Origin of the sequence: Aquimarina atlantica (assembly GCF_000626715.1) — a bacterium.
Classification (GTDB): domain Bacteria; phylum Bacteroidota; class Bacteroidia; order Flavobacteriales; family Flavobacteriaceae; genus Aquimarina; species Aquimarina atlantica.
The window spans coordinates 175959-199552 of record NZ_AQRA01000001.1 but is presented as its reverse complement, the minus strand read 5'-3'; the positions used below and the strand labels follow the sequence as shown (position 1 = coordinate 199552).

The window sequence follows — 23594 nt, the reverse complement described above, 5'->3', positions numbered from 1 at the left end:
TTATATCATTAAATCGCATAAATCTGTCAATGCAGTTGCTATTTCCTCATCATCTGTTAGTGGTTCTACTACAGCCACCTTAACCGATAATCGTTTTGGTAATCCAGAATGAATTAATTTTGCTGCATCCACCAATAATCGTGTCGAAACTGTTTCTGTTAACCCTAATTCTGTAAGATTTCTGATTTTATTGGCAATATTTACCAGTTTTCTTGCTAATGCCTCGGTAACCCCTGTTTCGTTTTCTATAATTTCGGACTCGATCTTTGGAGATGGATATTGAAATGACACAGCTATAAATCGTTGTCTTGTAGATGGCTTTAACTCTTTAAATCCTTTTTGATACCCTGGATTAAAAGAGGCAACCAGCATAAAGTCCCGATGTGCTTTTATGGTCTCTCCTAATTTATCAATAAACAACTCTCTTCGATGATCTGTTAATGCATGAATTGCAACAATAACATCTGGCCTGGCTTCTGCTATTTCGTCGAGATAAATAATAGCCCCTTCTTTTACAGCTTTTGTCAAAGGACCATCTATCCAGATAGTCTCTGCTCCTTTAATGATGTAACGGCCTATCAAATCTGTAGATGAAGTTTCTTCATGACAAGAGATCGTAATTAGTTTTTTTCCTAATTGATGTGCCATATACTCGATAAACCTTGTCTTTCCTGTTCCTGTCGGCCCTTTTAAAAGAACGGGAAGTTTATTTTTATAAGTATGCTCAAAAACTTCTATCTCTTTAGCAATAGGCTTATAAAAAGGAGGACTTAGTGGTATTTCAACAGCCATTTTAGATAGTACTGTTTTGTTTCCGTTGACAGCATTATGATCCATAATTTTATTGTTTTTAAATTGAAAAAGGCCTAAAAAGTTATGAGTAGTAATAAATGAAGTTTTTCAAATCATTATATCACTGTAACATCAATTGTACATCTACATCATATGGGGGAAAGGTAGATTCATAAACGCAACATGTCTTTTTAGACCTTATCTTGAAAAAAGAAAACTATATTTTTGTGTCAATTAGACTTCTTGAACTTCCATAGCTTCATCACTAGGACGACCATGTTTTATAAAATCAATTATATATAATATGATTCCGATAGTAAATAGTGTGGCACAAAGAATCAATACAACAAAGTGAATACTAATCTCTTCCTGTACAGCCATAAATTCCATCTTAAACTTACGTTCTAAATATACCTGAGCAACACCAGCTACACCAAAAGCAACAGTCATACCTATCATACCAATATTAGATGTCCAGAATGAGGTTCTTCCTCTTACACTATTGTACAATTTTCTTCCTGTTAGATTTGGTAAAGAATAACTAATAATTGCAAGTACGATCATTGCATATGCTCCCCAAAAAGCAAGGTGACCATGCATGGCAGTAACCAGAGTACCATGAGTATATAAATTGGTTTGTGGTAATGTATGAGCAAAACCTAATAGCCCTGCTCCTACAAAAGATACAATTGCTGACCCAATAGTCCAGAATAATGCTATGGTGTTAGGATGTTTTTTCTCTCCTTTTCGATACATATTTACTGCAAAAAGTGCCATTGCCAAAAATGCCAGGGGCTCTAAAGCAGAAAATATACCTCCTACAATTAACCATATTTTGTTAACGCCTATGTAATAATAATGGTGACCAGTACCTAATACTCCTGATAAAAAAGTTAATCCCACAATAACATATAACCATTTCTCTATAACCTCTCTATCAACCCCGGTAAGTTTTATTAGCAAGAAGGAAAGAATACCTCCCATAATAAGCTCCCAAACTCCTTCTACCCATAAATGTACAACCCACCAACGAAAAAATGAATCAGTCACCTGGCTATCAAATGGTAACATCCCTGGTAAATACAATAAGGCAGCAAACAATAACCCCATAGAAAGTACTAATGCTGTAGTAGTCCTACGTTTTCCTTTAAAAAGAGTGATGAGTATTAACCCTAAAAATAATAGTACATTAATAACAACCAAAAAGTCTAATTGCCTTGGTATTTCTAAAAATTTACGTCCTTCCCACCAATTAAAATGATACCCTATAATAGCAGTAACACCAACCAGTGCAAGTGAAATTAATTGTACATAAGCCAATTTTACATTTACAAGTTCACGTTGAGCTTCTTCGGGAATAATGTAATATGCAGCTCCCATAAAGCCCGATAATAACCAGACTACTAATAAATTTGTATGTACGGCTCTAGCCGTATTAAAGGGAATAAAATCATGTAATCCATCCAGACCAATACGGGCAAAACCCATAATAAATCCATAGGTAATTTGTAAGACCAATAGTAACATGGATAAGGCAAAGAACCAGTATGCTACTTTTTGAGATTTGTATTTCATCTATTTATATTTTTAAGTTATTTAGTTTTCATCTTTTGCTAATGGAGACACAACTCTATCAAAGCCATTTAGATCAATATCATCAATCCAATCAAAAAAGGCGATAAGATCTTTTGCTTCTTCTTCAGAAAAACCATAAGCTACCATCTTTCTGCCATTTGGTGCCCAGGGAACAGGGGTCATTAGCACTGCTTTTACATACCCTTCTCCTCTTCTGTCCAGAACCTTGGTTAGCTCTGGCGCATAATAGGCTCCTTCTCCCAAAATAGTATGACATCCCATACAATTATTTGTTTCCCATAACTGCTTTCCACGTACAACCTGTTCTGTTATGTTAGTATAGTTGGATTGATCTTGTTCTTCACTAAAAGAGTAGATCGTTAACCCAATAAATGCCAAAAAAGTGACCAATGTTCCTCCCAGAAAGAAATTTCGCGCTTGTTTTTTAGATAACATAGTGATAATTAATTTAATTTATTATTAAAAGATCTTTTTATCTTTTATTTGTGTAAAAATAGATAATCACAATGCTCCTAAATATGATTTAAATCATAAATCGATCAACAACCATTCATTATATAAAGACCTAATACTGATAAAAGTTTAACTAAAAATTACAGAATACCAGCAATTATACCCTCCTAATGTTATTATTATTTTAAAAATGTAAGTATTTATAGTTTAAAAAGACTTTTATACCTTTTATTCTATATATTTACTAGAGTTTTCAAACAAACTAAAATGACTAAAGAAAGAGATCAAATTATCGCTAAGATAAAAGAGCTGAAAAAGAACCCGAATCTTAAACTTGAGCTAAAAGAAAAAACCGAATATTTTACGAAATTACTTTTCTATACATTATTCGATACAGATACAGAAGTAGCTAGGAACATAGATCGTCTTGAAAAAACTTTTGAAACACTTGTCGATCTAGCTTGTTGGGAAACCGAGAAACCATGTAGTAAACTATGGCAATCTTATCTAGAGAAGTTACCTGGTATATTAGAAAAACTAAATCTCGATGCTCAGGCTTTTATAAAAAGTGATCCGGCGGCAAACTCTATAGAAGAAATATATATGGCCTACCCTGGTTTTTTTGCTATAGCAATCTATAGATTAAGTCATGAGCTTCTTAAATTTGGCCTACCCCTTGTTCCTAGATTAATGACAGAATATTCGCATCGATTAACAGGTACCGACATTAACCCGGGAGCAGAAATCGGAGAATCTTTTTTTATTGATCACGCTACCGGTATTGTTATCGGAGAAACGGTAATAATAAAAGACAATGTTAAGATATATCAAGGTGTAACTCTAGGTGGATTATATGTAGACAGAAAACTTCGTAATGTAAAACGTCATCCAACCGTAGAAAACAATGTAACCATCTATGCTAATGCAACAATACTAGGCGGAAGTACCGTTATTGGGGCCAATAGTACTATTGGTGGTAACGCATGGATTACCTCTTCGGTTCCCGAAAATTCAATTATTTCAAATACAGCAGAAATTAAGATCAAAAAAGTTATTTAATGTCACATCGTATTTTAGACCTTATAGGAAATACCCCTTTGGTAAAGGCTACTTCCTTAATAGACAATCCTAATATTACATTATATCTAAAACTAGAAGGACATAATCCAGGAGGAAGTGTTAAAGATCGTGCCGCTTATAATATGATTAAATCAGCCATCGATCGTGGTGATATTAATCAAAATACTAAACTTATCGAAGCAACAAGTGGTAACACAGGAATTGCTTTGGCAATGATCGCAGGAATTTTTAAACTGGATATCGAATTGGTAATGCCCGAAAATTCTACCAAAGAACGGGTACAAACTATGCGCGCTTTTGGTGCTAAAGTAACACTTACCTCATCAGATATAGGGATAGAAGGTTCTAGAGATTATGCAGAAGACAAAGTTAATAAAGAAGGGTATGTAATGCTAAATCAATTTGCTAACGATGATAATTGGCGTGCCCACTATAAAACTACCGGACCAGAAATCTGGAAAGATACACAAGGTAAAATCACTCATTTTGTATCCTCTATGGGAACTACAGGAACGATTATGGGAACATCGACTTATCTCAAAGAACAATCAAAAGATATACAAATTGTTGGAGTGCAACCAACCGATGAATCCCGAATTCCCGGGATACGTAAATGGCCAAAAGAATATCTTCCCAAAATATTTAATCCGGATAAAGTAGATCAGGTTATTGAAGTAAGTCAGGAAGAAGCCACTGATATGGCAAAACGATTAGCAAAAGAAGAAGGCGTTTTCTCTGGCATGAGTAGTGGCGGAGCTGTTACTGCCGCTGTAAAACTGGCAAAAACACTAAAAAGTGGTGTACTTGTTGCTATTATTTGTGATCGTGGAGATAGATATTTAAGCTCTGATTTATTTAAGTAACGTCTATTTTTTTTATTATATACCTTATAATTCCTTTTATGCAAGCTTTTCTAGTTTAGATACATATTACTCTTAATTTCTTTAGTCTTAAAAATAATAAATAGGGTCAAAAAATTAGAGTTTTGACATATTGCATATACTTCTATTTCATTATCTTAGATTACCCTTAGGATACTAATAAGAATTGATATTTATAATTCAAATTATTTATGGATGATCGTTTAGAATTATTCTTGAGTGAATTAAAAGAAAGGTGTTCGGAAAATAATAGTAATGAATTTGAATATTTTTGGGAAATGTGGGGTGTTTTGTGGATGCCATGGTTTATTGAAATAAATGGAGAATCGATGTATTTTACAACAAACGATATTTCTCAAAATGATTTAGATCAATTGCACAAAGATGGCTTTATTGAACTTTTGAAAATATATGATCAAAATGAAATGAAAGATGAATTTGATAGAAAAAGATATCGATTAATAGAAACGTAAGTAGTCTTGTCCTGAATAGCCTTTTTTATTCCAAAAATCTATTTTCAACATATTTCTCCCAAAGTTGAAGTCCTCTAGTTGACAAATTTTAAATTATAAAAACAGAATCAGCAATAATTTGCATCAAGTATATTGTTAGTCATGAACTCAATAAAGTAAAAAATGAAGATTGATTTAAATAATAAAAAATTCAAGACACAATCTAATACCAATAATGGAGAAGTATCAGACGAAACCATTTTTAGATATAACCAAAATGAAAACATTATTTGGGCTAATTATGATGGTGGTCAAATTATAAAAGGGCATTTGGTAGGAAAATGGGTTAATGATCACTTAGAATTTGTGTATCAACATATAAACAAAGAACATGAATTAATGACCGGAAAATGTAAATCATACATTGAATATATGGAAGATGGAAAAATAAAGTTGAACGAATTTTGGCAATGGACTTGTAACGATTTTAGTTCTGGAGAATCTACCATAATCGAGATTTGATATAAAAGTACTCATCACATACTTATCACTCAAATAAATAATAGAGTAGAATACTAATGTAAATAAAATTTAGATGGAAATAAAAATCTCAGAAACAAAAAACATAGAGTTAAAGCAAATCATTGATTTGTATAGAGCTAATAAATGGAGTTCTGCAGATAAACCCAAAGAATTATATAATGCCTTACTAAATTCTCATTCATTAGTTTCTGCCTGGAACGAAGATCATTTGATTGGACTGGGCAATGCAATTTCTGACGGATATTTGGTAGTGTACTATCCTCATTTACTTATCCATCCAGAGTATCAGGGAAAAGGTATTGGAAAAATGATAGTGGACAAAATGCAGGAAAAATATGGTCATTTTCATATGTAAATGTTAACAGCAGATGGCAAAGCAATTGATTTTTACCAAAAAGTAGGATTTGTTAGAGCGGGCGAAACCGAGCCCATGTGGATTTACAAAGGTAACGAACATTAATAAATTCATTTTCACACGCTATTTTCTTTTCTTTGTAGTTATGCCAGATCAACAACTCATTTCACATACCTTAAAAGAATATTTTGGGTACGACAGTTTTCGTCCATTACAGCAAGATATCATTACCTCTGTTTTTGCCGGAGATGACAACCTTGTTATTATGCCTACAGGAGGAGGTAAATCTATATGTTACCAACTACCAGCATTATTATTGCCTGGGGTGACTTTGGTCATTTCTCCTTTAATTGCTTTAATGAAAGATCAGGTAGATGGCTTATTAGCAAATGGTATTAAGGCAGCTTTTATCAATAGTAGTCAAACCGAAACCGAGCAACAGGATATTTATCAAAAATTATCGGATAAAGAAATCAAGTTATTATATATCGCTCCAGAGAGTTTATCGTTTTTAGATGTGATATTCTCTCAAATAGAAATTAGCTTAATTGCAATTGATGAAGCGCATTGTATTTCTGCCTGGGGTCATGATTTTAGACCTGCATATACGCAACTGGGATATCTTAAAAACAGGTTTCCTAAAACTCCGGTTATTGCATTAACAGCTACAGCAGATAAAGCGACGCGTCAAGATATTTGTGATCAGTTAAATATTTCTAATGCCAAACAACACCTTGCCTCTTTTGATCGTAAAAACCTTAGCCTCGAAGTACGGCCGGGAAACAAAAGAATTGAGCAAATCATTGACTTTCTAAAAGACAAACCTAATGATAGTGGGATTATCTATTGTTTAAGTAGAAAAACTACCGAAATGCTATCAGAAAAACTGCAAAATCAGGGATATAATGCAGAAGCATATCATGCAGGGGTAGATCATCAAAAACGATCTTATGTGCAGGAAGGTTTTATTAATGATACTATTCAGATTGTTTGTGCTACTATCGCTTTTGGTATGGGTATAGACAAATCTAATGTACGTTGGGTGATTCATTATAATTTACCAAAGAATATCGAAGGATATTACCAGGAAATCGGACGTGCCGGTAGAGATAATTTACCATCTTCTACTCTACTCTTTCATAGTTATGCAGATGTGGTACAATTACAAAAGTTTGCTAACATGGCTGGCAATCAAGAAGTACAATTAGCTAAATTGGATCGCATGAAACAATATGCCGATTCTCTGAGTTGCCGGCGTAAAATTTTACTTAGTTATTTTGGAGAATTAATCGAAGAAAATTGCGGTAATTGTGACGTATGTAAGAATCCTCCAACCTTTATAGATGGAACTATTATTGCCCAAAAAGCATTATCTACAGTAACCCGAATCAAAGAACAAGAACCTATCGGTACTGTGATTGATATATTACGAGGGGCACAAAATACAGCTGTATATGATAAAGAATATCAAAATTTAAAAACATATGGTATTGGTAAGGATATAGCATGGAGAGATTGGCAACAATACATTATACAATTAATCAATCAAGGATACCTGGAAATTGCTTTTCATCAAAACAACAAATTAAAACTTACTTCGCTTTCTAAAAAGGTACTATTTGAAGGAGAAAAGGTAAGTCTGGCACATTTAAAAGAGTTTGAAAAAGTAAAACAAGCTACTGTTGTAAAACAGGTAGATCAGGGAGCCGCACCAAATCTATTCGAAAAATTACGTCAACTGCGATTAGAATTAGCAAAAGAAGCTGGTATTCCTGCCTACCAGATTTTTAGTGATGCAACTCTTAAAGAAATGGAGAAGTTTCGCCCGATGAGTGATGAAGAATTTATGCAAATTAATGGAGTTGGACGACAAAAGATGCAAAACTACGGGTATCAATTTATTAAAGCTATTATTGATTTTTCTTCTGAAAAAACAAAAAAGACAAAAAAGAAAAGTACTAAAAAAGGAAATACGCATTTAGAAACTTTGACCTTGTACCAACAAGGCCTTTCTATAGAAGAAATTGCACTGCAACGCCAATTGGCACAATCTACTATCTTCTCACATATAATGAAGCTCTATGAAAATGGTGAAAGTATTGATTTAAAACAATTTGTAAATAAAGAAGATATTAATGCCGTAAAAAATGCAAAAAAAGAATTAGACAATCCAGAAACCTTAAAACCATATTTTGAACATTTTGAAGGCGCTATAGCGTACAATACTATTAAATTGGCATTGACAATTTTGGAAGAAGAAAGCTCAAAATCTTAATGTTATTCTGCAGATTGTATAGTATTATGAAATAAATCTGCTAATCGTATTTCTAAATAATGAATTACTTCTTTTTGCGAAGTTTTATTTTTGTACATCTCGAATGTCTCTGCAATGTTACGATCTTTTAATATCTTAAAATCATCAGTAGAGTTTTGAAAATCTTCTAACTTTAAATTCCAATCCAGGAGCGTTTTTAATAGTTCTTTATGTGATGTATATTTTTTTTCTAAAACTACTAGTTTTTCTATATCTATAGAATCTTTAACAGTACTGCTATTGATTCTCCCATACACAGTATTGTATTCTTCTTCTATCGAACGATCAAGTTGTTTTGCTTCTATTACCAATTTTAAATAAGCATCGTACAATCTTTCATTATAAAACTCTACAAATTTCAAATGATTATCAATTTGTACAAGGTAGTCAATCGCTATATCTTTATATACTTTACCACCAATATCTTCTCTACTTATTAACTTTTCTTCTAATATTTCTAATGTCGCTTCTTGTTGTTGTATCAACCTGTCAAAGCCTTCTCGTTTGGGTAATGTTACTATTTGATTAGTGACTTCTTGTGGCAACCCAATAAAATGATACCTTCTATATTTAATTTCGATAGAATCACTTTCTATTTCTTTCTTCTTTATTCTTTTCCTTTTTTCCTTTGCTTTTTTTCCTGGTGATTTTTCTCTCTTTGTTAGTATAGTATCTTCTTTTTTTGAGACACTTGGTTTTATTTTAACTTTATGTACTCCTGTAATTATATAATCATCATTAAGTATATATCTTAAAAAGGTATCATCATTTGTTTTTTCTGCATAATTATTAGTTAGCCGAACACCACGAACATATTTATCTTCTAAAAGTTTATCATCATTACTACAGGATAGAAAAATAGTATAGACTAAAATTAATATGTAAAAGCCCCTTTTCAAAAGTACTGAGTTTGTGTTATTACTTTATATGGTCTATCATATGATCATTACAAATTGTAACGTATCATAATTAAGACTCTTGAAATAGTTAAACTAAAATATTTACAATTATAGAGTGATCTCTATTATAAAATTTTGGGGCGTTAATAAAACTTTAATTTTTTAAGAATCAACCCTATAGTAACTAAAATTTTATGAATTAATTGTATTTTACCATTCAAAAATTATGATTCGCAATTTTTGATGACCTATTTAAAAGTAAAAAAATGGAGACTAATTAGAATTGGATTTTACAGAAATAACAACCTCATATTTTTCATACCCCGAACTATAATCAAACCCTGTATGTAGTTTATCTACAGAAACACTAGCAGGATAAAAAGTAATAGGTTCTATACAAACCATATTTGTTACTTCGCTCCATAGCATTATATGTCTAAAACCATTTGTATTTATAGTAACAGTAAGATTACCATTGTTGGTAAGAACTACCTCTTTACAGTTTTCTAATAAAAAAGCAGGTGCTCCGGCTTTTAAGACAGCGTCCAAAGAAATGTGCCGATCTGTCGTTTTCATTTTGACATTCTGGTCATAAATTTTAAATGCCGGATGAAACCCCAACATCAATGGCATATTTTTTTCTGATTTTATCTCAAAGATAATTTTTAAAGCCTCATTTGATAATTCAAAAGTTTTAATAAACTCAAAATCATACGGCCAATTAAGCCATTGTTGCGTAGATTTATTAGGAAATTTATGATTAGACAATTGGGTGTTAGCTATGTATTTTTTATGAAAACAAGCACTACTTTTCTCAATTGTTATAGGAAGATAATCCATAACCCTTAAAATCCCATGCTGATCCAGTTTTGCTTCTCCTCTTGGAGTTTGTACAGAAAACTGATTTTCTTTAGTCGAGCCAATCGTAGGAAACATTTCGATTTCTGTGTTTCCCCATCCCAAATCTCCTTTTTGGTGCATTACTTCTGTACCATCAACCTGGTAACTTATTAACTCACCATTATCAATAGTCACTATAGTTTTTTTATCGGGGCTATGCAATCTTGTCTTATCTGGCATATGCTAGTAAGCTTTTATTTTTTTTCTAAAATATTTTTTATCACTATCAGAAACCAAAATATCACTAAGTGCTTTTTTAGCGAGTTCTAAGTGTGTGTTTTCATCATAATGAAATAATAAAGTATTTAATTCGGCAATAGATATTCCATCATCATTTTCTTTTGTGAGCTGTAATTCATCACCAACAGCAACAGATCCTGGGTGAATTACTCGTACATACACTCCGGAAAGCAGTGAATCTATCATTTGCTTTAACACTCCTTGATCACCAAAACGAATACCTAATTTGTAACAAGGTTGTCTGGGGCGTGAAATCTGTATTGTAGCACTTCCAAGTTGATAAACAGATCCAATTTTTATATTTTTTTCATCAAACCCTTCAATTGTAATATTCTCACCAAACATTCCGTACTTCCATTCTAAATCAGGGTATTTTGTTTTCCAATAAGGATAATGATCTGCAGAATACAAATAACAGGCTTTGTCAACGCCTCCATGATACTTTCTATCTATAACATGGTCATTTCGAACATCTTCTTTCTCTAAATATATAGGATCTTCTACCGGAAGTTTATAGATTCCCGTTTTCTCTTCTCTTCCTTTCCAAAGTATATTGCGCGGAGTTGCAATATTAGTAGATAAAACTTTCATAGTTTATGTTTTAAATTCAACAGAGTTTAATATTAACCCAGAACCCGGAACTATATGTTCTAATACAATTTCTTCTGATTCAGAATCAAGGGTTTGTCTAATGAAATCAAGGTTTATTTTTCCTTTTCCTAAATCCAATAATACTCCCATCATTAAGCGAATCTGATTTCTTTTAAACCCTTCGCCTTTTACTCGTAAAAGATAACTTTCTTTTGGGAAAAAACTAGCAGTATACACTTCATTTTTTTCAATTTCACAATGTGTTATTTCACCTTCTAAAATTGTATTTTTTGTAGGCCTATGGCAATATGATCTAAAATTGTGTTTTCCTACAAATAAAGCAGCAGCTTCTTGCATTAAATTTATATTAAGATCTTCTGCAATATTGTACATAAACGGGGCACAAAAAGGATGAAATTTCTCTCCAAAGGAGAATAAATACAAATACTCTTTACTCTTTGAAGATTGAATGATATTAAACTGCTCATTAGTTTCTTCAATACCCAAAGCCCTAATATCCTGAGGAAGGTTTTGATTCAATAATGGATAAAAAGTCTCGATATCCAAAGGTTGATGGTCTACAAACAACTCAATATAGGTTTGATTAGCCGATACCTTAGCATCTGTTCTTCCTGTAGCCAAAACCTTAAAATCTTTATGTTCGAGAACAAAAGCAATTGTTCGTTCTACCATTCGCTGAAGAGTATTTACTGTAGGTTGTTTCTGCCAACCATGATATCTAAAACCGAGGTATTGTAACTGAATGATATAATAATAACGCTTACGGAACATTGAATACTGTATTAAAAAGTGTTCAGATATAGATAAATTATGCATTTCAACGATAATTGATCAATTTTTAATCCTAAAATTATGTGAACACCATTCTATTATTTGTTATATTTGGGTAAAGCTAATTAATAATTTAAAATCAACTTAGTTATGGTGAAGTCAAAATATCAAAGTGTTCTGGATTTAGGACAAGAATTAAATATCCAGGATGGTGATGTATCTGAAGAAAATGGAACTCTTAAGATAAAAGGTACTGCAAAAACGCAGTATGAAAAAAATCAACTTTGGGATAAAATAAAAGAAATAGGTGGAGAATCTCCTTCTGATATCATGGCAGACATCAAAGTTGCTGACACATCTGTGTACCATAGACATACAGTAAAAAGTGGTGAGTCATTAAGCAAAATTGCAAAGCACTATTATGGTGATCCAATGAAATACAAAGCTATTTTTGAAGCAAATACAAATATTCTTAAAAATCCTGACGTTATTCACCCAGACCAGGAACTTGTTATTCCTAATTTATAATATCATATATATTTAAAATAAAAAAGACCACTAATTATAGTGGTCTTTTTTTATTCCCATATTTAAAACTTACTTCTTTAATAAATTCTCCTTCCTAAAAATGAGTTTTTCTAAATTTTGAATACCAAATACCTTTTACAAGGTCGCATTTCTCGCAAAACTCTTTATTAAAACCGTTATCAAATTACGTATAAACCATAAATATTAACTAAATACTAACAAATCCTCAAACATTTAATAAAAATTAAGATAATATTTTTACTTTTGGCGCCTAACTCAAACTCAACTTATATGAAACTGCGATTATTTTTATTCGTGGGCTTATTTATTGTAGCCCACGTATGCGCACAAGGTACTAACCCTTGGCAAAGAACAAGTTCTTCAAAAAGTCTTAATGTTATAAAGACAAAGACAGATCTACCATCAAACACTCTTTTTGATCTTAATATCGAAACTCTGAAAAAAGCACTTCAGAATTCTCAATTACGAGGAAAATCATCAAATGGCTCTGCTGTTGTTATGCAGTTCCCTAATGAACAAGGTATTATGGAATCTTTTAGAATAGTAGAAGCTCCTGTAATGCACCCAGATCTTGCAGCTAAATATCCCGAAATTAAATCGTATGCTGGTCAGGGAATTGATGATCCAACAGCTACAATCAGATTTAGTGTTGCTCCTTCTGGATTACAAAGTATGCGCCTATCTGGTAATTCTAAAACTGTATTTATAGAGCCTTATACAACAAGTGGTTCTGTATATACTATTTACTCTAGGGATCAGAGATCAGGTACTACTGACAGATTAAATTGTTCTGTAGATGAGAATACACCCAATTTTTCTCACGGTGCAAACAATCAAAAAAATGCTGATGATGGTGTTTTAAGAACATATAGATTAGCTGTTTCTACTACCGGAGAGTATGCTCAATTTCACGGAGGTACTAAAGCAGGCGCTATGGCTGCAATTAACGCTACTATGACTCGTGTAAACGGGATATATGAAACAGACTTTGGGGTAACAATGGTTCTTATTGCGAATAATGACGATGTTGTTTATACCAACGCAAATACAGACCCATATACAGGAAGCTATAACAGCCAGTTACAATCTACATTAACGAGTGTAATTGGAGAAGCTAATTATGATATTGGTCATGTATTTGTTCTTGCTCCAAAAAATGGTAATGCAGGATGTATCGGATGTGTATGTGTAGATGGAAAAAAAGGGAGTGCGTTTTCTTCAAGAAATACACCACAGGGAGATATTTATGATGTAGACTATGTAGCGCATGAAATGGGACATCAATTTGGAGGAAATCATACGTATACATTCCGTAGTGAAGGAACAAACGTGCAAATGGAACCAGGAAGTGGTACTACTATAATGGGGTATGCAGGAATTACTGGTGCTACAGATGTACAACAGAATAGTGATCCTTATTTTCACGCAGCAACAATCCAGCAGATTACAAATTATGTAAAATCAACAAGCTGTCAGACCAATACTAATACAGGTAATGCTGTTCCTACTGCAAATGCAGGAGCAGATTATACTATTCCTAAAGGAACTGCATTTGTATTAACTGGCCAAGGTACTGATGCTAATAGTGGAGATGCACTTACTTACTGCTGGGAACAAATGGATAATCGTGTAGGAACATATCCTGGACCAACTGTAACTTCTGGTGTTGCTTTCAGATCTTATACTCCTACTGCATCTAATCAAAGATATTTTCCAAGATTACAAACTATTAAAACTGGTGCTACCTCATGGAAATGGGAAGCTGTACCAGATGTAACGAGAGCTTTAAACTTTAGATTAACCGTTAGAGATAACAAAGCTGGTGGTGGAGCAAATAATAGTGATAACATGAAAGTTAATGTTACTGCTTCTGCTGGGCCTTTTGTAGTTAACACTCCTAATACTAATGTTAGCTGGTCTGCAGGTTCTACGCAAACTGTAACCTGGGATGTTGCTGGTACAACTGGAAATGGAATTAATGCTGCTAATGTAGATATTTTATTATCTACAGATGGAGGAAATACATATCCAACTGTTATCGCTACAGCAGTACCAAACGATGGTTCTCATAGTATAACGGTTCCAAATTCTCAAGGAACACAAAACAGAATCATGGTAAGAGGATCTGGAAACATATTCTTTGACATCTCTAATACCAACTTCGAAATTACCGGAGGAACAGGTGGAGACACACAAGCACCTACAACTCCTGCAAGTTTGGCTACCTCTAACGCAACGCAAACTACTATTGATCTATCCTGGAACGCTTCTACAGATAATGTTGGAGTAACTGGATACGATGTTTACCAAGGAAATACAGTTATAGGAACAGCTACAACTACAACCTACCAGGCTACAGGACTATCTGCAAATACATCATATTCGTTTAGAGTAAAAGCTAAAGATGCTGCAGGAAACCAATCTGGTTTTAGTAATACTGCAACAGCAACTACACTACCAGGAAATACTGGTGGAGGATGTACAGGAGAGATTTCGTCTTTCCCTTATGCTGAAGGATTCGAAAATACGCTTGGAGCATGGTCTCAAGATACTAGTGATGATATTAACTGGACTATAGACGCTAATGGAACTCCATCAAATAACACGGGGCCATCGAGTGCGGCAGAAGGCACATACTATGTATATACAGAAGCTTCTGGAAACGGCTCGGGATTCCCTAACAAAAGAGCAATATTAAACTCTCCCTGTTTTGACCTTAGTGCTGAGTCTCAAGCAACATTTACTTTTCAGTATCATATGTATGGTACCAGTATAGGAACATTAACACTAGAGGCCAGTACAGATAATGGATCTAATTGGACTTCTTTATGGACTAAATCTGGTAATCAAGGTAATTCCTGGAAATCAGCAAGTGTTGATTTAGCATCTTATACCGGAGCTACAGTAAAATTAAGGTTTAATGGTATTACCAGTACATCTTGGAGTGGTGATATTACTTTTGACGATGTTAAACTAACTACAGGAACAACTCCTTCTTGTACCGATGTAAACTTATCTATTACATTTGATAATTACCCAGAAGAGACAAGCTGGCAAATTACTAATAGTAGTAATCAAGTTGTAGCTTCTGGAGGAACATATGGTTCTCAGGCCGATGGTTCTACATTAACTCTTACAGAGTGTTTGGCTGCTGGTACTTACACATTTACAATAAGTGATACTTATGGAGATGGTATTTGCTGTCAATATGGTAACGGGTCGTACTCATTAACAGCAGGTAGTACAACATTAGCATCTGGTGGTTCTTTTGGTAGTTCAGAAAACACTTCATTTACAATAGGTGGTACTGCCAGAGGTGTAACAGTAGAGAGTTTTAATACTACAAAAGCTTCTCAGGTTTCTATAGCACCAAATCCAGTAGTAAGTGGTACTAACACTATCCTTAGAGTTACTGCTCCAACAGATAATATTTCGGTTATCATTTTTGATCTATTTGGAAGAAGTGTATATAAAAATGGTAATGTAACTAATAAATCATTTAACCCAGGTAATCTTGCCAATGGTGTATATCTGGTAAAACTAAAGACTGATCATAAAACATCGGTTCACAAACTAATTATGAACTAATTACGAATCATTTTAGTGATCAAAACATGAATAAAAAGCCATTAAAAAGTATTTTTTAATGGCTTTTTTTCTTTTTTAAGTAAGTTCAATGGTAAAATCATGCATTTCATCGAAAAAACAACGATCTAAGCCATATAAAATCTTGTATTTTTACGGTTTTACCGTATTTTTGCTGTCCAAATCGATAGAATATTTATATGAAAAAATTATTACTTTTAGTTTTCTTATTTATTTCATTACATAATTACGCACAATCCTTATCCAAAACAAGGATTATATATGAGCATAAGGATCAAATAGTAATGAATAACGGAAAACAATATAAAATCTTGGTTGACAAACCATTTTATTCAGTTTCTGACACTACAATAAAAAAATACAAGCAATATGCTAATCATCATCTTTTACGATTAAATCGTGTTCTTATTCTTAGTAATGATGAAGAGTATATTCAATTAATCGAATGGGTAAAAGAAGAAATGAAGTTATATGAATCTCGTGAGCTTTCTGATTTAAATTTAGAGAAAAATAATATCTCGGGTTCTCTTGTTGCTCCAAGAAATTAAGTAGCAGTAATAACAGTAGTTTTAGCAAGTTGTAGAATTTGTTCAAATTGCTCTTTTAAGGTAAGATTAGAATTATCAATTTTGATTGCATCTTCTGCTTTCCTAAGAGGTGAGTCTTTTCGTGTACTATCTATATGATCTCGATTTACAACATTTTTTAAAACATCTTCATAAGTTACATCTTCTCCCCTTTCTCTTAGTTCTATAAATCTACGTTCTGCACGATCCTTAGCAGTTGCGGTCATGAATAGTTTAAGTTCGGCATTCGGAAAAACAACAGTTCCTATATCTCTTCCATCCATAACAATCCCTTTATCTACTCCCATTTTTTGTTGTTGTTCGACTAATTTTTTGCGAACACTAGAGATTGCAGCAATTTTGCTTACATACTTAGAAACGCTAAGTGTCCTGATTTCTCTTTCTACATTTTCTCCATTAAGTAAGATTTCTGCCAGACCAGTTTCGGGGTTTATCTTAAATCTGAGATCTATTTCGGGAAGGTCCTTTTCTAGTGCTTCCTGATCAAAATGAAACTCATCAATAATTTTTTTCCTCATTGCATATAAAGAAACAGCTCGATACATTGCTCCAGTATCTACATAAATATATCCTAATGCTTTCGCCAATTGTTTCGCGACGGTACTTTTTCCTGTAGAAGAATGTCCATCTATAGCTATTATTATCTTATTGTCTTCCAATTTATGAGAAATACTATTTGTATTAAAAATCAAAAATAAACCAAACTATTTGGAAAATACAGATTATACAAAAAAAGTTATTATCAATGAAATAATTATATCTTATGATATCCCACAAATTACTTATCAAAATATACAGGACTACTGTGCAACAGCAAAGGCAAATAATCTTTTGACACTATAACAAATAATGTAAAACTTATTGATGAATACAATAATTACGTTTTATCGAAGTTATTTACCTTTAAACCATAACAGCATGAATGTAAGCTACTTTATTACACCTTAAATCATCACATATTAACCTAATAAGTACACACAAATCATGGGCTTTTTTGATTTTTTAAACGAAAAAATAGCAATAGATCTTGGCACCTCAAATACGCTTATTACCTACAAAGGAAAAATAGCAGTAGACAACCCTTCTATCATATCAATTCATCAAATTACCGGAAAAATTATTGCAGTAGGCAAAGAAGCGGGTATGATGCGTGGCAAAATTAACAAGAACATAAAAACAATATCTCCGTTTAACAATGGTGTTATTTCTAATTTTGATGCGGCAGAGAAAATGCTCAAAACATTTATAAAAGGATTATCTGTTTTTAATACTTCTGCTTTTTCTACTTCTTATAATATGATTATATCTATACCCTGCGGAAGTACAGAGGTCGAAATGAGAGCTGTGCAAGAGTCTGCAAAACGACTTAATGCAAAAAATATATTTCTCATACCAGAACCTATAGCTGCTGCTATAGGCGGAGGAATAGATGTTTTAGAACCTAAAGGAAACATGGTCGTAGATATAGGTGGAGGAACTACAGAAATTGCAGTAATCTCTTTGGGTAGAATAATTAGTGGACAATCTGTAAAAATTGCCGGAAATGTTTTTAATGAGGATATTACTCAATATGTTCGAGAATCTCGAAATCTACATATTGGCGAATCTATGGCAGAGAAAATAAAAATTAAGATCGGTTCTGCTATTGATACCTTAGCATCACCACCAGAAAAAATGCAGGTAGAAGGAAGAGATATTCTTACCGGAAAACCTAAACAAATACAATTATCATATAAAGAGATTGAAAAAAGCCTGGATAAATCTATCATTCAGATAGAAAATGCAATTATGGAAACACTTTCTGAAATTCCTCCAGAGATCTCTGCTGATATTTACAATTCTGGGATCTATTTAACAGGTGGAGGATCAATGTTAAGAGGATTAGATGATAGATTATCTAGAGCTACAGAACTCCCTGTACATCTTGGGGACCAGCCACTAAAAACTGTGGTAAAAGGAAGTGATATTGTTTTAAAAAACATGGAATTATATAAAGATGTCCTGATTAAAAAGAGAAGATAACTTAAAAACAAAGCAGCATTTAAAAATGCTGCTTTGTTTTTATAATCATGTTAAGACGATAACTATATTCTTATAATTTCTTTGCGTTCTTAACCTTGGTATTAGTAATTGCAAGTTTTAATACATCTTCCATATCCTTAACATAATGAAATTTAAGTCCTTTTAAATATTCTTCTTTAATTTCATTAATATCTCTTCTATTATCTTCGCAAAGTAATATCTCTTTTATATGTGCTCTTTTTGCTGCAAGGATCTTTTCTTTAATTCCACCAACAGGTAATACTTTTCCGCGTAGTGTAATCTCTCCTGTCATCGCCAGGCTTTTCTTAACTTTACGTTGTGTAAATAAAGAAACCAGAGATGTTAACATTGTAACACCAGCACTAGGACCATCTTTTGGTGTAGCTCCTTCTGGCACATGTATGTGTACATTATACGTTTCAAAGATATCTGGATTAATACCCAATTCTGTTGCATTAGCTTTAATATATTCCATAGCAATGGTAGCAGATTCTTTCATCACTTTTCCTAAGTTCCCAGTAATCGTTAGATTTCCTTTTCCTTTAGACAGAATGGATTCTATAAATAGAATATCTCCTCCTACGCTTGTCCATGCAAGCCCTGTTACTACACCAGCAACATCATTATTTTCATACTTATCACGTTCTAATTTTGGTGCTCCAAGAACTTCTACAATATCTTCATTAGTAATTTTCACATTATACTCCTCCTCCATTGCTATATTCTTCGCAGCATAACGTACCATTTTAGCAATTTGCTTTTCCAGGCCTCGTACTCCAGATTCTCTTGTATATCCTTCGACTATTTTTTCCAGTTGTTGTTTTCCTATCTTAATATGAGACTTATCTAACCCGTGTTCTTCTAACTGTTTTGGTAACAAATGTTGCTTGGCGATCTCTATTTTTTCCTCAATTGTATATCCCGTAACATTAATGACCTCCATACGATCTCTAAGTGCAGGTTGAATTGTCGCCAAACTATTAGAAGTAGCTATAAACATTACTTTAGAAAGGTCAAATCCCATTTCGAGGAAATTATCATGAAATTCAGAATTCTGTTCGGGATCCAAAACTTCTAATAAAGCAGAAGATGGGTCACCTTGATTACCGACTGATAATTTATCTATTTCGTCTAACACAAATACAGGGTTACTGGTTCCTGCCTTTTTAAGACTTTGGATGATTCTACCAGGCATCGCTCCTATATATGTTTTTCGATGCCCTCTTATTTCTGCTTCATCACGCAATCCCCCTAATGATATTCTTACATATTCTCTTCCCAGCGCTTCTGCAATAGATTTTCCTAATGAAGTTTTACCAACCCCAGGAGGGCCATATAAACATAATATCGGGGATTTCATATCATTACGCAGTTTTAGTACTGCGAGATACTCTATAATTCGGCGCTTTACTTCATCTAAACCATAATGATCTCTATCCAAAATCTTCATAGCTCGTTTCAGATCAAATTTGTCTGTACTAAACTCATTCCAGGGTAAATCCAGAAATAGATCTAAATAATTACGTTGTATAGAATATTCTGCAACCTGAGGATTCATACGTTGCATTTTGGACAGCTCTTTATCAAAGTGTTTTTTTACTTTTTCGTCCCATTTCTTATCCTTGCTACGTACTCGCATTTCTTCAATTTCATCTTCATGAGAAACACCACCAAGTTCTTCTTGTATGGTTTTCATCTGTTGATGTAAGAAATATTCTCGTTGTTGCTGACTCATGTCATGCTGAACCTTACTTTGAATGACATTTTTAAGTTCCAGTTTCTGAAACTCAACATTCATATATTTTAAAGTAGCTAATGCTCTTTTCTTAAGGTCATTAATCTCTAGTAATTTTTGTTTCTCCTCTACGGGGAGGTTTAAATTAGATGACACAAAATTGATAAGAAAAGAATTACTTTCTATATTCTTTATAGCAAACGAAGCTTCAGAAGGTATTGTAGGACTTTCTTTTATAATTTCTAGAGCCAAATCTTTGATCGAATCGATTATAGCACTAAATTCTTTATTCTCTTTTGCCGGTCTTGCTTCGGGAACTTCTCTAACCTTGGCTTTAATATAAGGTACTTCTTCTACAACTTCATCTATATGAAACCGTTTTTTTCCTTGTAATATTACCGTAGTATTTCCATCGGGCATTTTTAAAACCCTTAGAATACGTGCTACTACACCTACTCTATTAATATCTTTTAAGGATGGGTTTTCTATACCCTCTTCTTTCTGAGAAACTACTCCAATTGTTTTATTACCATTATTGGCTTCGTTAAGAAGTTTAATCGATTTATCTCTTCCTGCAGTAATAGGAATAACCACTCCAGGAAATAGTACGGTATTTCTTAAAGGTAATATCGGTAATATTTCGGGTAAATCTTCTTTGTCTATTTCTTCTTCATCTTCTGGCGTCATTAAAGGAATTAATTCTGCATCTTCATCTATCCCTTGAAATGACAAACTGTCAAGTGTTGTAAATTTGCTTTTAGCCATAAGTATATATCAAAGTCATTTTGTCATCACAACAAAACAACATTTTTTTTAGAATTTAATGAAACTGATTAAAAACCATATAAAGTCCATTAAAACAAGGGCTTTATAATAGATTCACTATTTATATTTCAATTGTTATGCCACAAGTTTTTAAAAAAAAATTAAAAAACTGTAACAAAGCGTTACAATATATATCTTTATGTTAAAGTAAATTATTTTTTTGTCACTAACCCAACTAAATACAGAGCAATTAATTGCGAAATGTCGCGAGCGAGATCAAAATGCGCAGCTCGAAACGTATAATCGTTATTATAAGGCAATGTACAATACAGCATTGAGAATCATAAAGGACACAGCAGAAGCTGAAGATATTATGCAAGAAGCTTTTTTAACCGCTTTTACAAAACTATCAATGCTAGAAGACAATAACATGTTTGGGGCTTGGTTAAAAAGGATAGTAATTAATGCCAGTTTAACCGCATCACGTAAAAAAGATGTTCATCGTGAAATAGCTCTGGAAACTGTTGAGTATGCTCTTACAGATAGCGACGGAATTGTAGAAGAAGACCTTGCTTCTGTTAAAGTAAAAACAGTGCTAAATACACTAACTCAGCTTAAAGACAGTTATAGTACTGCATTATCATTACACCTTATAGAAGGGTATGATTATGAAGAAATCTGTCAAATTATGAATATATCATATTCTAATTGTCGTACGCTTATTTCGCGCGCAAAAGAAAGCTTACGAAAAAAATTACAATTTGTATGAATACCGATAAAATAGAAAAGTTATTTAAACGTATGCAAGATCAATTAGACATACATGAACCTTCTGCTAATCACCAAATGCGGTTTTTAGAAAAGTTGCAGCAACAAAACAAAGTTGTACAGCTACAGCCCAAAAAGGTAAATTGGTTTAAGCCACTTGCAATAGCTGCTTCGATTGCTATACTATTTGGAATGGCAGCAATGACTTTTATGTTTAATCCAACAGAAGAAGTAGATCTGGCAAATGTATCTCCCCAAATGAAGGAAACTCAAAGCTTTTTTACCTCTGCCATTCAATTGCAACTCGAAGAAATCGATAAAGTTTCTTCTGCAGAAACCAAAGAATTGGTTTTGGATGCTATGAATCAATTAGAAAAGCTAGAATCTGATTATGAAATACTAAAAAAAGATCTTTTTCATAGTGGAAACGATAAACGTGTAATTAGTGCTATGATTAAAAACTTTCAGAAACGTGCAAATTTATTAGACGAGGTACTACAAAAAATTAACAGCATTAATGAATTTAAATTATCAGAAAATGAAAACTTTATACTATAATATGCTCCTCTTGTTCATGATTCCTACATTGGCATTAGCTAATAATGGAGATCTGAAAGGAAAATATACCAAAGAAAAAACATTAAAAAAAGACTTCTCGGTTAACGCAGATGCTTTATTAAAAATTAGTAATGATTATGGCAACCTGGATATTACTTCCTGGAATGAAAACCGAATCGTTATGGAAATTACGATCAAAGTAAGCGGAAATAATGAAGAAAAAGTAATCAAAAAACTAGAATCTATCGATGTCGAGTTTGATTCTTCCTCTCAAATGGTTAGTGCCAAAACCATTTTTAACAAAAACAATAGTTCCTGGTGGGATAAATGGACTAGTGGATGGAACAACAATATGAATATGAAAATCAACTATTCGGTAAAAGTTCCTGTAACTAATAGTGTCGATTTTAATAATGATTACGGAAGCATCACCTTAGATAAAATAAAAGGTAATGCTAAAATCAATTGCGATTATGGCCAAATTATTATCGGAGAATTATTAGGCGATAACAACTATGTAAATATAGATTATACCAATAACAGTACTATCTCTTATATGAAAAATGGAAAAATCAACGCAGATTATTCTGATTTTGAAGTTGGTAATGGGGATAGAATTGATCTGAATGCAGATTATACACAATCAAAATTCAAATCTATAAAAAGTCTAAATTATAATTGTGATTATGGTGGGATTCGAATAGAAAATGGAGGAAAAATAATAGGTGTTTCAGACTATGTAAATACAAAATTTGGAAGTATTTCTGAAGAACTAAGTATCGACTCTGATTATGGATCCATCGAAGTCCGTTCGCTACAACCAACCTTCAAAAGTGTAACAATCAAAACAGATTATACCAGTGTTAATATCGGATATGAAGATGGATGTACTTTTGATTTTGCAATCAAGACTTCATATGGAGGTATAAAACTAGATGACGGTATTAATGTGCAAAAGAAATACGTTAAGAGCTCTAAAAAAGATTATCAAGGATATAATGGCCAGGCTAATAGCGGGAAAACAATTAATATAACCTCTAGCTATGGTGGAATCAAACTAAGAAAAAACTAATACATACAAAACATTAATACATC

At 32.9% G+C, this 23594-nt stretch carries 22 protein-coding genes; 13 read left to right on the top strand and 9 right to left on the bottom strand.

What is annotated here, in order from left to right; genetic code table 11:
- From ATO12_RS00885 to ATO12_RS00875, 3 genes are all read right to left on the bottom strand, one after another.
- Positions 1–837 carry a CbbQ/NirQ/NorQ/GpvN family protein gene (locus ATO12_RS00885; RefSeq protein WP_316932912.1) on the bottom strand — a complete coding sequence of 279 codons (837 nt, stop codon included), beginning with the start codon at positions 835–837 and terminating at the stop codon, positions 1–3.
- 189 nt (positions 838–1026) lie between these two features.
- A complete protein-coding gene (locus tag ATO12_RS00880; protein ID WP_034237812.1) occupies positions 1027–2367 on the bottom strand; it encodes a cbb3-type cytochrome c oxidase subunit I in 1341 nt (446 codons plus the stop codon).
- 21 nt (positions 2368–2388) lie between these two features.
- Entirely contained in the window at positions 2389–2823 is a 435-nt protein-coding gene (locus tag ATO12_RS00875; RefSeq protein ID WP_034237809.1) for a c-type cytochrome, read from the bottom strand.
- 285 nt (positions 2824–3108) lie between these two features.
- On the opposite strand from ATO12_RS00875, the gene epsC reads away from it, so the two are divergent.
- From epsC to recQ, 6 genes are all read left to right on the top strand, one after another.
- The gene (epsC, locus tag ATO12_RS00870; protein ID WP_034237808.1) at positions 3109–3900 is read left to right on the top strand and encodes a serine O-acetyltransferase EpsC; all 792 of its coding nucleotides are present in this window, start codon (positions 3109–3111) and stop codon (positions 3898–3900) included.
- Positions 3900–4784 (top strand): cysteine synthase CysM, encoded by an 885-nt coding sequence (gene cysM / locus ATO12_RS00865; RefSeq protein WP_034237805.1) that lies wholly within the window; start codon positions 3900–3902, stop codon positions 4782–4784. The genes epsC and cysM overlap by 1 nt, the downstream gene beginning before the upstream one ends.
- Positions 4785–4993: 209 nt before the next feature.
- A complete protein-coding gene (locus ATO12_RS00860; protein ID WP_034237802.1) occupies positions 4994–5275 on the top strand; it encodes a hypothetical protein in 282 nt (93 codons plus the stop codon).
- A gap of 162 nt (positions 5276–5437) precedes the next feature.
- Complete coding sequence (locus tag ATO12_RS00855; protein ID WP_034237799.1) at positions 5438–5776, top strand: hypothetical protein; 339 nt, start codon at positions 5438–5440, stop codon at positions 5774–5776.
- A gap of 73 nt (positions 5777–5849) precedes the next feature.
- Positions 5850–6152: a GNAT family N-acetyltransferase gene (locus tag ATO12_RS00850; RefSeq protein WP_240486086.1), complete on the top strand. Its 303-nt coding sequence runs from the start codon at positions 5850–5852 to the stop codon at positions 6150–6152.
- Between the two features lie 145 nt (positions 6153–6297).
- Positions 6298–8427: a DNA helicase RecQ gene (gene recQ, locus ATO12_RS00845; RefSeq protein WP_034237796.1), complete on the top strand. Its 2130-nt coding sequence runs from the start codon at positions 6298–6300 to the stop codon at positions 8425–8427.
- A 2-nt stretch (positions 8428–8429) separates the two neighbouring features.
- On the opposite strand, the gene ATO12_RS00840 is transcribed toward recQ, so the two are convergent.
- From ATO12_RS00840 to ATO12_RS00825, 4 genes are all read right to left on the bottom strand, one after another.
- Positions 8430–9365, bottom strand: a complete 936-nt coding sequence (locus ATO12_RS00840; RefSeq protein WP_034237793.1) for a hypothetical protein — start codon at positions 9363–9365, stop codon at positions 8430–8432.
- Between the two features lie 273 nt (positions 9366–9638).
- Complete coding sequence (locus tag ATO12_RS00835) at positions 9639–10445, bottom strand: aldose epimerase family protein (RefSeq protein ID WP_034237790.1); 807 nt, start codon at positions 10443–10445, stop codon at positions 9639–9641.
- Positions 10446–10448: 3 nt separating this feature from the next.
- Positions 10449–11096 (bottom strand): MOSC domain-containing protein, encoded by a 648-nt coding sequence (locus ATO12_RS00830; protein WP_034237788.1) that lies wholly within the window; start codon positions 11094–11096, stop codon positions 10449–10451.
- 3 nt (positions 11097–11099) lie between these two features.
- Positions 11100–11888, bottom strand: a complete 789-nt coding sequence (locus tag ATO12_RS00825) for a tRNA pseudouridine synthase A (RefSeq protein ID WP_034237775.1) — start codon at positions 11886–11888, stop codon at positions 11100–11102.
- A 150-nt stretch (positions 11889–12038) separates the two neighbouring features.
- Here ATO12_RS00825 and ATO12_RS00820 point away from each other — a divergent pair, with 150 nt between their 5' ends.
- The 3 genes from ATO12_RS00820 to ATO12_RS00810 all read left to right on the top strand — a co-directional run bounded on the left by ATO12_RS00820 (position 12039) and on the right by ATO12_RS00810 (position 16591).
- On the top strand, positions 12039–12416 hold the full coding sequence (locus ATO12_RS00820) for a LysM peptidoglycan-binding domain-containing protein (RefSeq protein WP_034237773.1): 378 nt from the start codon (positions 12039–12041) through the stop codon (positions 12414–12416).
- A 291-nt stretch (positions 12417–12707) separates the two neighbouring features.
- Positions 12708–16025: a reprolysin-like metallopeptidase gene (locus ATO12_RS24510; RefSeq protein WP_051575510.1), complete on the top strand. Its 3318-nt coding sequence runs from the start codon at positions 12708–12710 to the stop codon at positions 16023–16025.
- Positions 16026–16222: 197 nt separating this feature from the next.
- The gene (locus ATO12_RS00810) at positions 16223–16591 is read left to right on the top strand and encodes a hypothetical protein (RefSeq protein WP_034237770.1); all 369 of its coding nucleotides are present in this window, start codon (positions 16223–16225) and stop codon (positions 16589–16591) included.
- Here the strand turns inward: ATO12_RS00810 and cmk are convergent.
- Positions 16588–17289 (bottom strand): (d)CMP kinase, encoded by a 702-nt coding sequence (cmk, locus tag ATO12_RS00805; protein WP_034237759.1) that lies wholly within the window; start codon positions 17287–17289, stop codon positions 16588–16590. The two genes, ATO12_RS00810 and cmk, sit on opposite strands and share 4 nt — an antisense overlap.
- Positions 17290–17614: 325 nt before the next feature.
- Here cmk and mreB point away from each other — a divergent pair, with 325 nt between their 5' ends.
- Positions 17615–18652 carry a rod shape-determining protein gene (gene mreB, locus ATO12_RS00800; protein WP_034237757.1) on the top strand — a complete coding sequence of 346 codons (1038 nt, stop codon included), beginning with the start codon at positions 17615–17617 and terminating at the stop codon, positions 18650–18652.
- Between the two features lie 70 nt (positions 18653–18722).
- On the opposite strand, the gene lon is transcribed toward mreB, so the two are convergent.
- Positions 18723–21173, bottom strand: coding sequence for an endopeptidase La (gene lon / locus ATO12_RS00795; protein WP_034237755.1), 2451 nt, complete (start codon positions 21171–21173; stop codon positions 18723–18725).
- A 220-nt stretch (positions 21174–21393) separates the two neighbouring features.
- Here lon and ATO12_RS00790 point away from each other — a divergent pair, with 220 nt between their 5' ends.
- From ATO12_RS00790 to ATO12_RS00780, 3 genes are read left to right on the top strand one after another with little or no spacing between them, the layout of a single operon-like run.
- Entirely contained in the window at positions 21394–21942 is a 549-nt protein-coding gene (locus ATO12_RS00790) for an RNA polymerase sigma factor (protein ID WP_034237753.1), read from the top strand.
- The gene (locus ATO12_RS00785; protein ID WP_034237750.1) at positions 21939–22499 is read left to right on the top strand and encodes a hypothetical protein; all 561 of its coding nucleotides are present in this window, start codon (positions 21939–21941) and stop codon (positions 22497–22499) included. The genes ATO12_RS00790 and ATO12_RS00785 overlap by 4 nt, the downstream gene beginning before the upstream one ends.
- Positions 22480–23571, top strand: coding sequence for a DUF4097 family beta strand repeat-containing protein (locus ATO12_RS00780; protein WP_034239087.1), 1092 nt, complete (start codon positions 22480–22482; stop codon positions 23569–23571). The genes ATO12_RS00785 and ATO12_RS00780 overlap by 20 nt, the downstream gene beginning before the upstream one ends.
- Positions 23572–23594: the final 23 nt, after the last annotated feature.

Excerpts from the sequence above, each read along its gene's own strand:
- ATO12_RS00855 (WP_034237799.1), top strand. The coding sequence starts at position 5,438 with ATGAAGATTGATTTAAATAATAAAAAATTCAAGACACAATCTAATACC.
- ATO12_RS00810 (WP_034237770.1), top strand. The coding sequence starts at position 16,223 with ATGAAAAAATTATTACTTTTAGTTTTCTTATTTATTTCATTACATAAT.
- ATO12_RS00880 (WP_034237812.1), bottom strand. The coding sequence starts at position 2,367 with ATGAAATACAAATCTCAAAAAGTAGCATACTGGTTCTTTGCCTTATCC.
- ATO12_RS00850 (WP_240486086.1), top strand. The coding sequence starts at position 5,850 with ATGGAAATAAAAATCTCAGAAACAAAAAACATAGAGTTAAAGCAAATC.
- epsC (WP_034237808.1), top strand. The coding sequence starts at position 3,109 with ATGACTAAAGAAAGAGATCAAATTATCGCTAAGATAAAAGAGCTGAAA.
- ATO12_RS00830 (WP_034237788.1), bottom strand. The coding sequence starts at position 11,096 with ATGAAAGTTTTATCTACTAATATTGCAACTCCGCGCAATATACTTTGG.
- ATO12_RS00875 (WP_034237809.1), bottom strand. The coding sequence starts at position 2,823 with ATGTTATCTAAAAAACAAGCGCGAAATTTCTTTCTGGGAGGAACATTG.
- lon (WP_034237755.1), bottom strand. The coding sequence starts at position 21,173 with ATGGCTAAAAGCAAATTTACAACACTTGACAGTTTGTCATTTCAAGGG.
- ATO12_RS00820 (WP_034237773.1), top strand. The coding sequence starts at position 12,039 with ATGGTGAAGTCAAAATATCAAAGTGTTCTGGATTTAGGACAAGAATTA.
- ATO12_RS00885 (WP_316932912.1), bottom strand. The coding sequence starts at position 837 with ATGGATCATAATGCTGTCAACGGAAACAAAACAGTACTATCTAAAATG.
- cysM (WP_034237805.1), top strand. The coding sequence starts at position 3,900 with ATGTCACATCGTATTTTAGACCTTATAGGAAATACCCCTTTGGTAAAG.
- ATO12_RS00825 (WP_034237775.1), bottom strand. The coding sequence starts at position 11,888 with ATGTTCCGTAAGCGTTATTATTATATCATTCAGTTACAATACCTCGGT.
- ATO12_RS00780 (WP_034239087.1), top strand. The coding sequence starts at position 22,480 with ATGAAAACTTTATACTATAATATGCTCCTCTTGTTCATGATTCCTACA.
- ATO12_RS00860 (WP_034237802.1), top strand. The coding sequence starts at position 4,994 with ATGGATGATCGTTTAGAATTATTCTTGAGTGAATTAAAAGAAAGGTGT.
- ATO12_RS00785 (WP_034237750.1), top strand. The coding sequence starts at position 21,939 with ATGAATACCGATAAAATAGAAAAGTTATTTAAACGTATGCAAGATCAA.
- mreB (WP_034237757.1), top strand. The coding sequence starts at position 17,615 with ATGGGCTTTTTTGATTTTTTAAACGAAAAAATAGCAATAGATCTTGGC.
- ATO12_RS00835 (WP_034237790.1), bottom strand. The coding sequence starts at position 10,445 with ATGCCAGATAAGACAAGATTGCATAGCCCCGATAAAAAAACTATAGTG.
- recQ (WP_034237796.1), top strand. The coding sequence starts at position 6,298 with ATGCCAGATCAACAACTCATTTCACATACCTTAAAAGAATATTTTGGG.
- ATO12_RS24510 (WP_051575510.1), top strand. The coding sequence starts at position 12,708 with ATGAAACTGCGATTATTTTTATTCGTGGGCTTATTTATTGTAGCCCAC.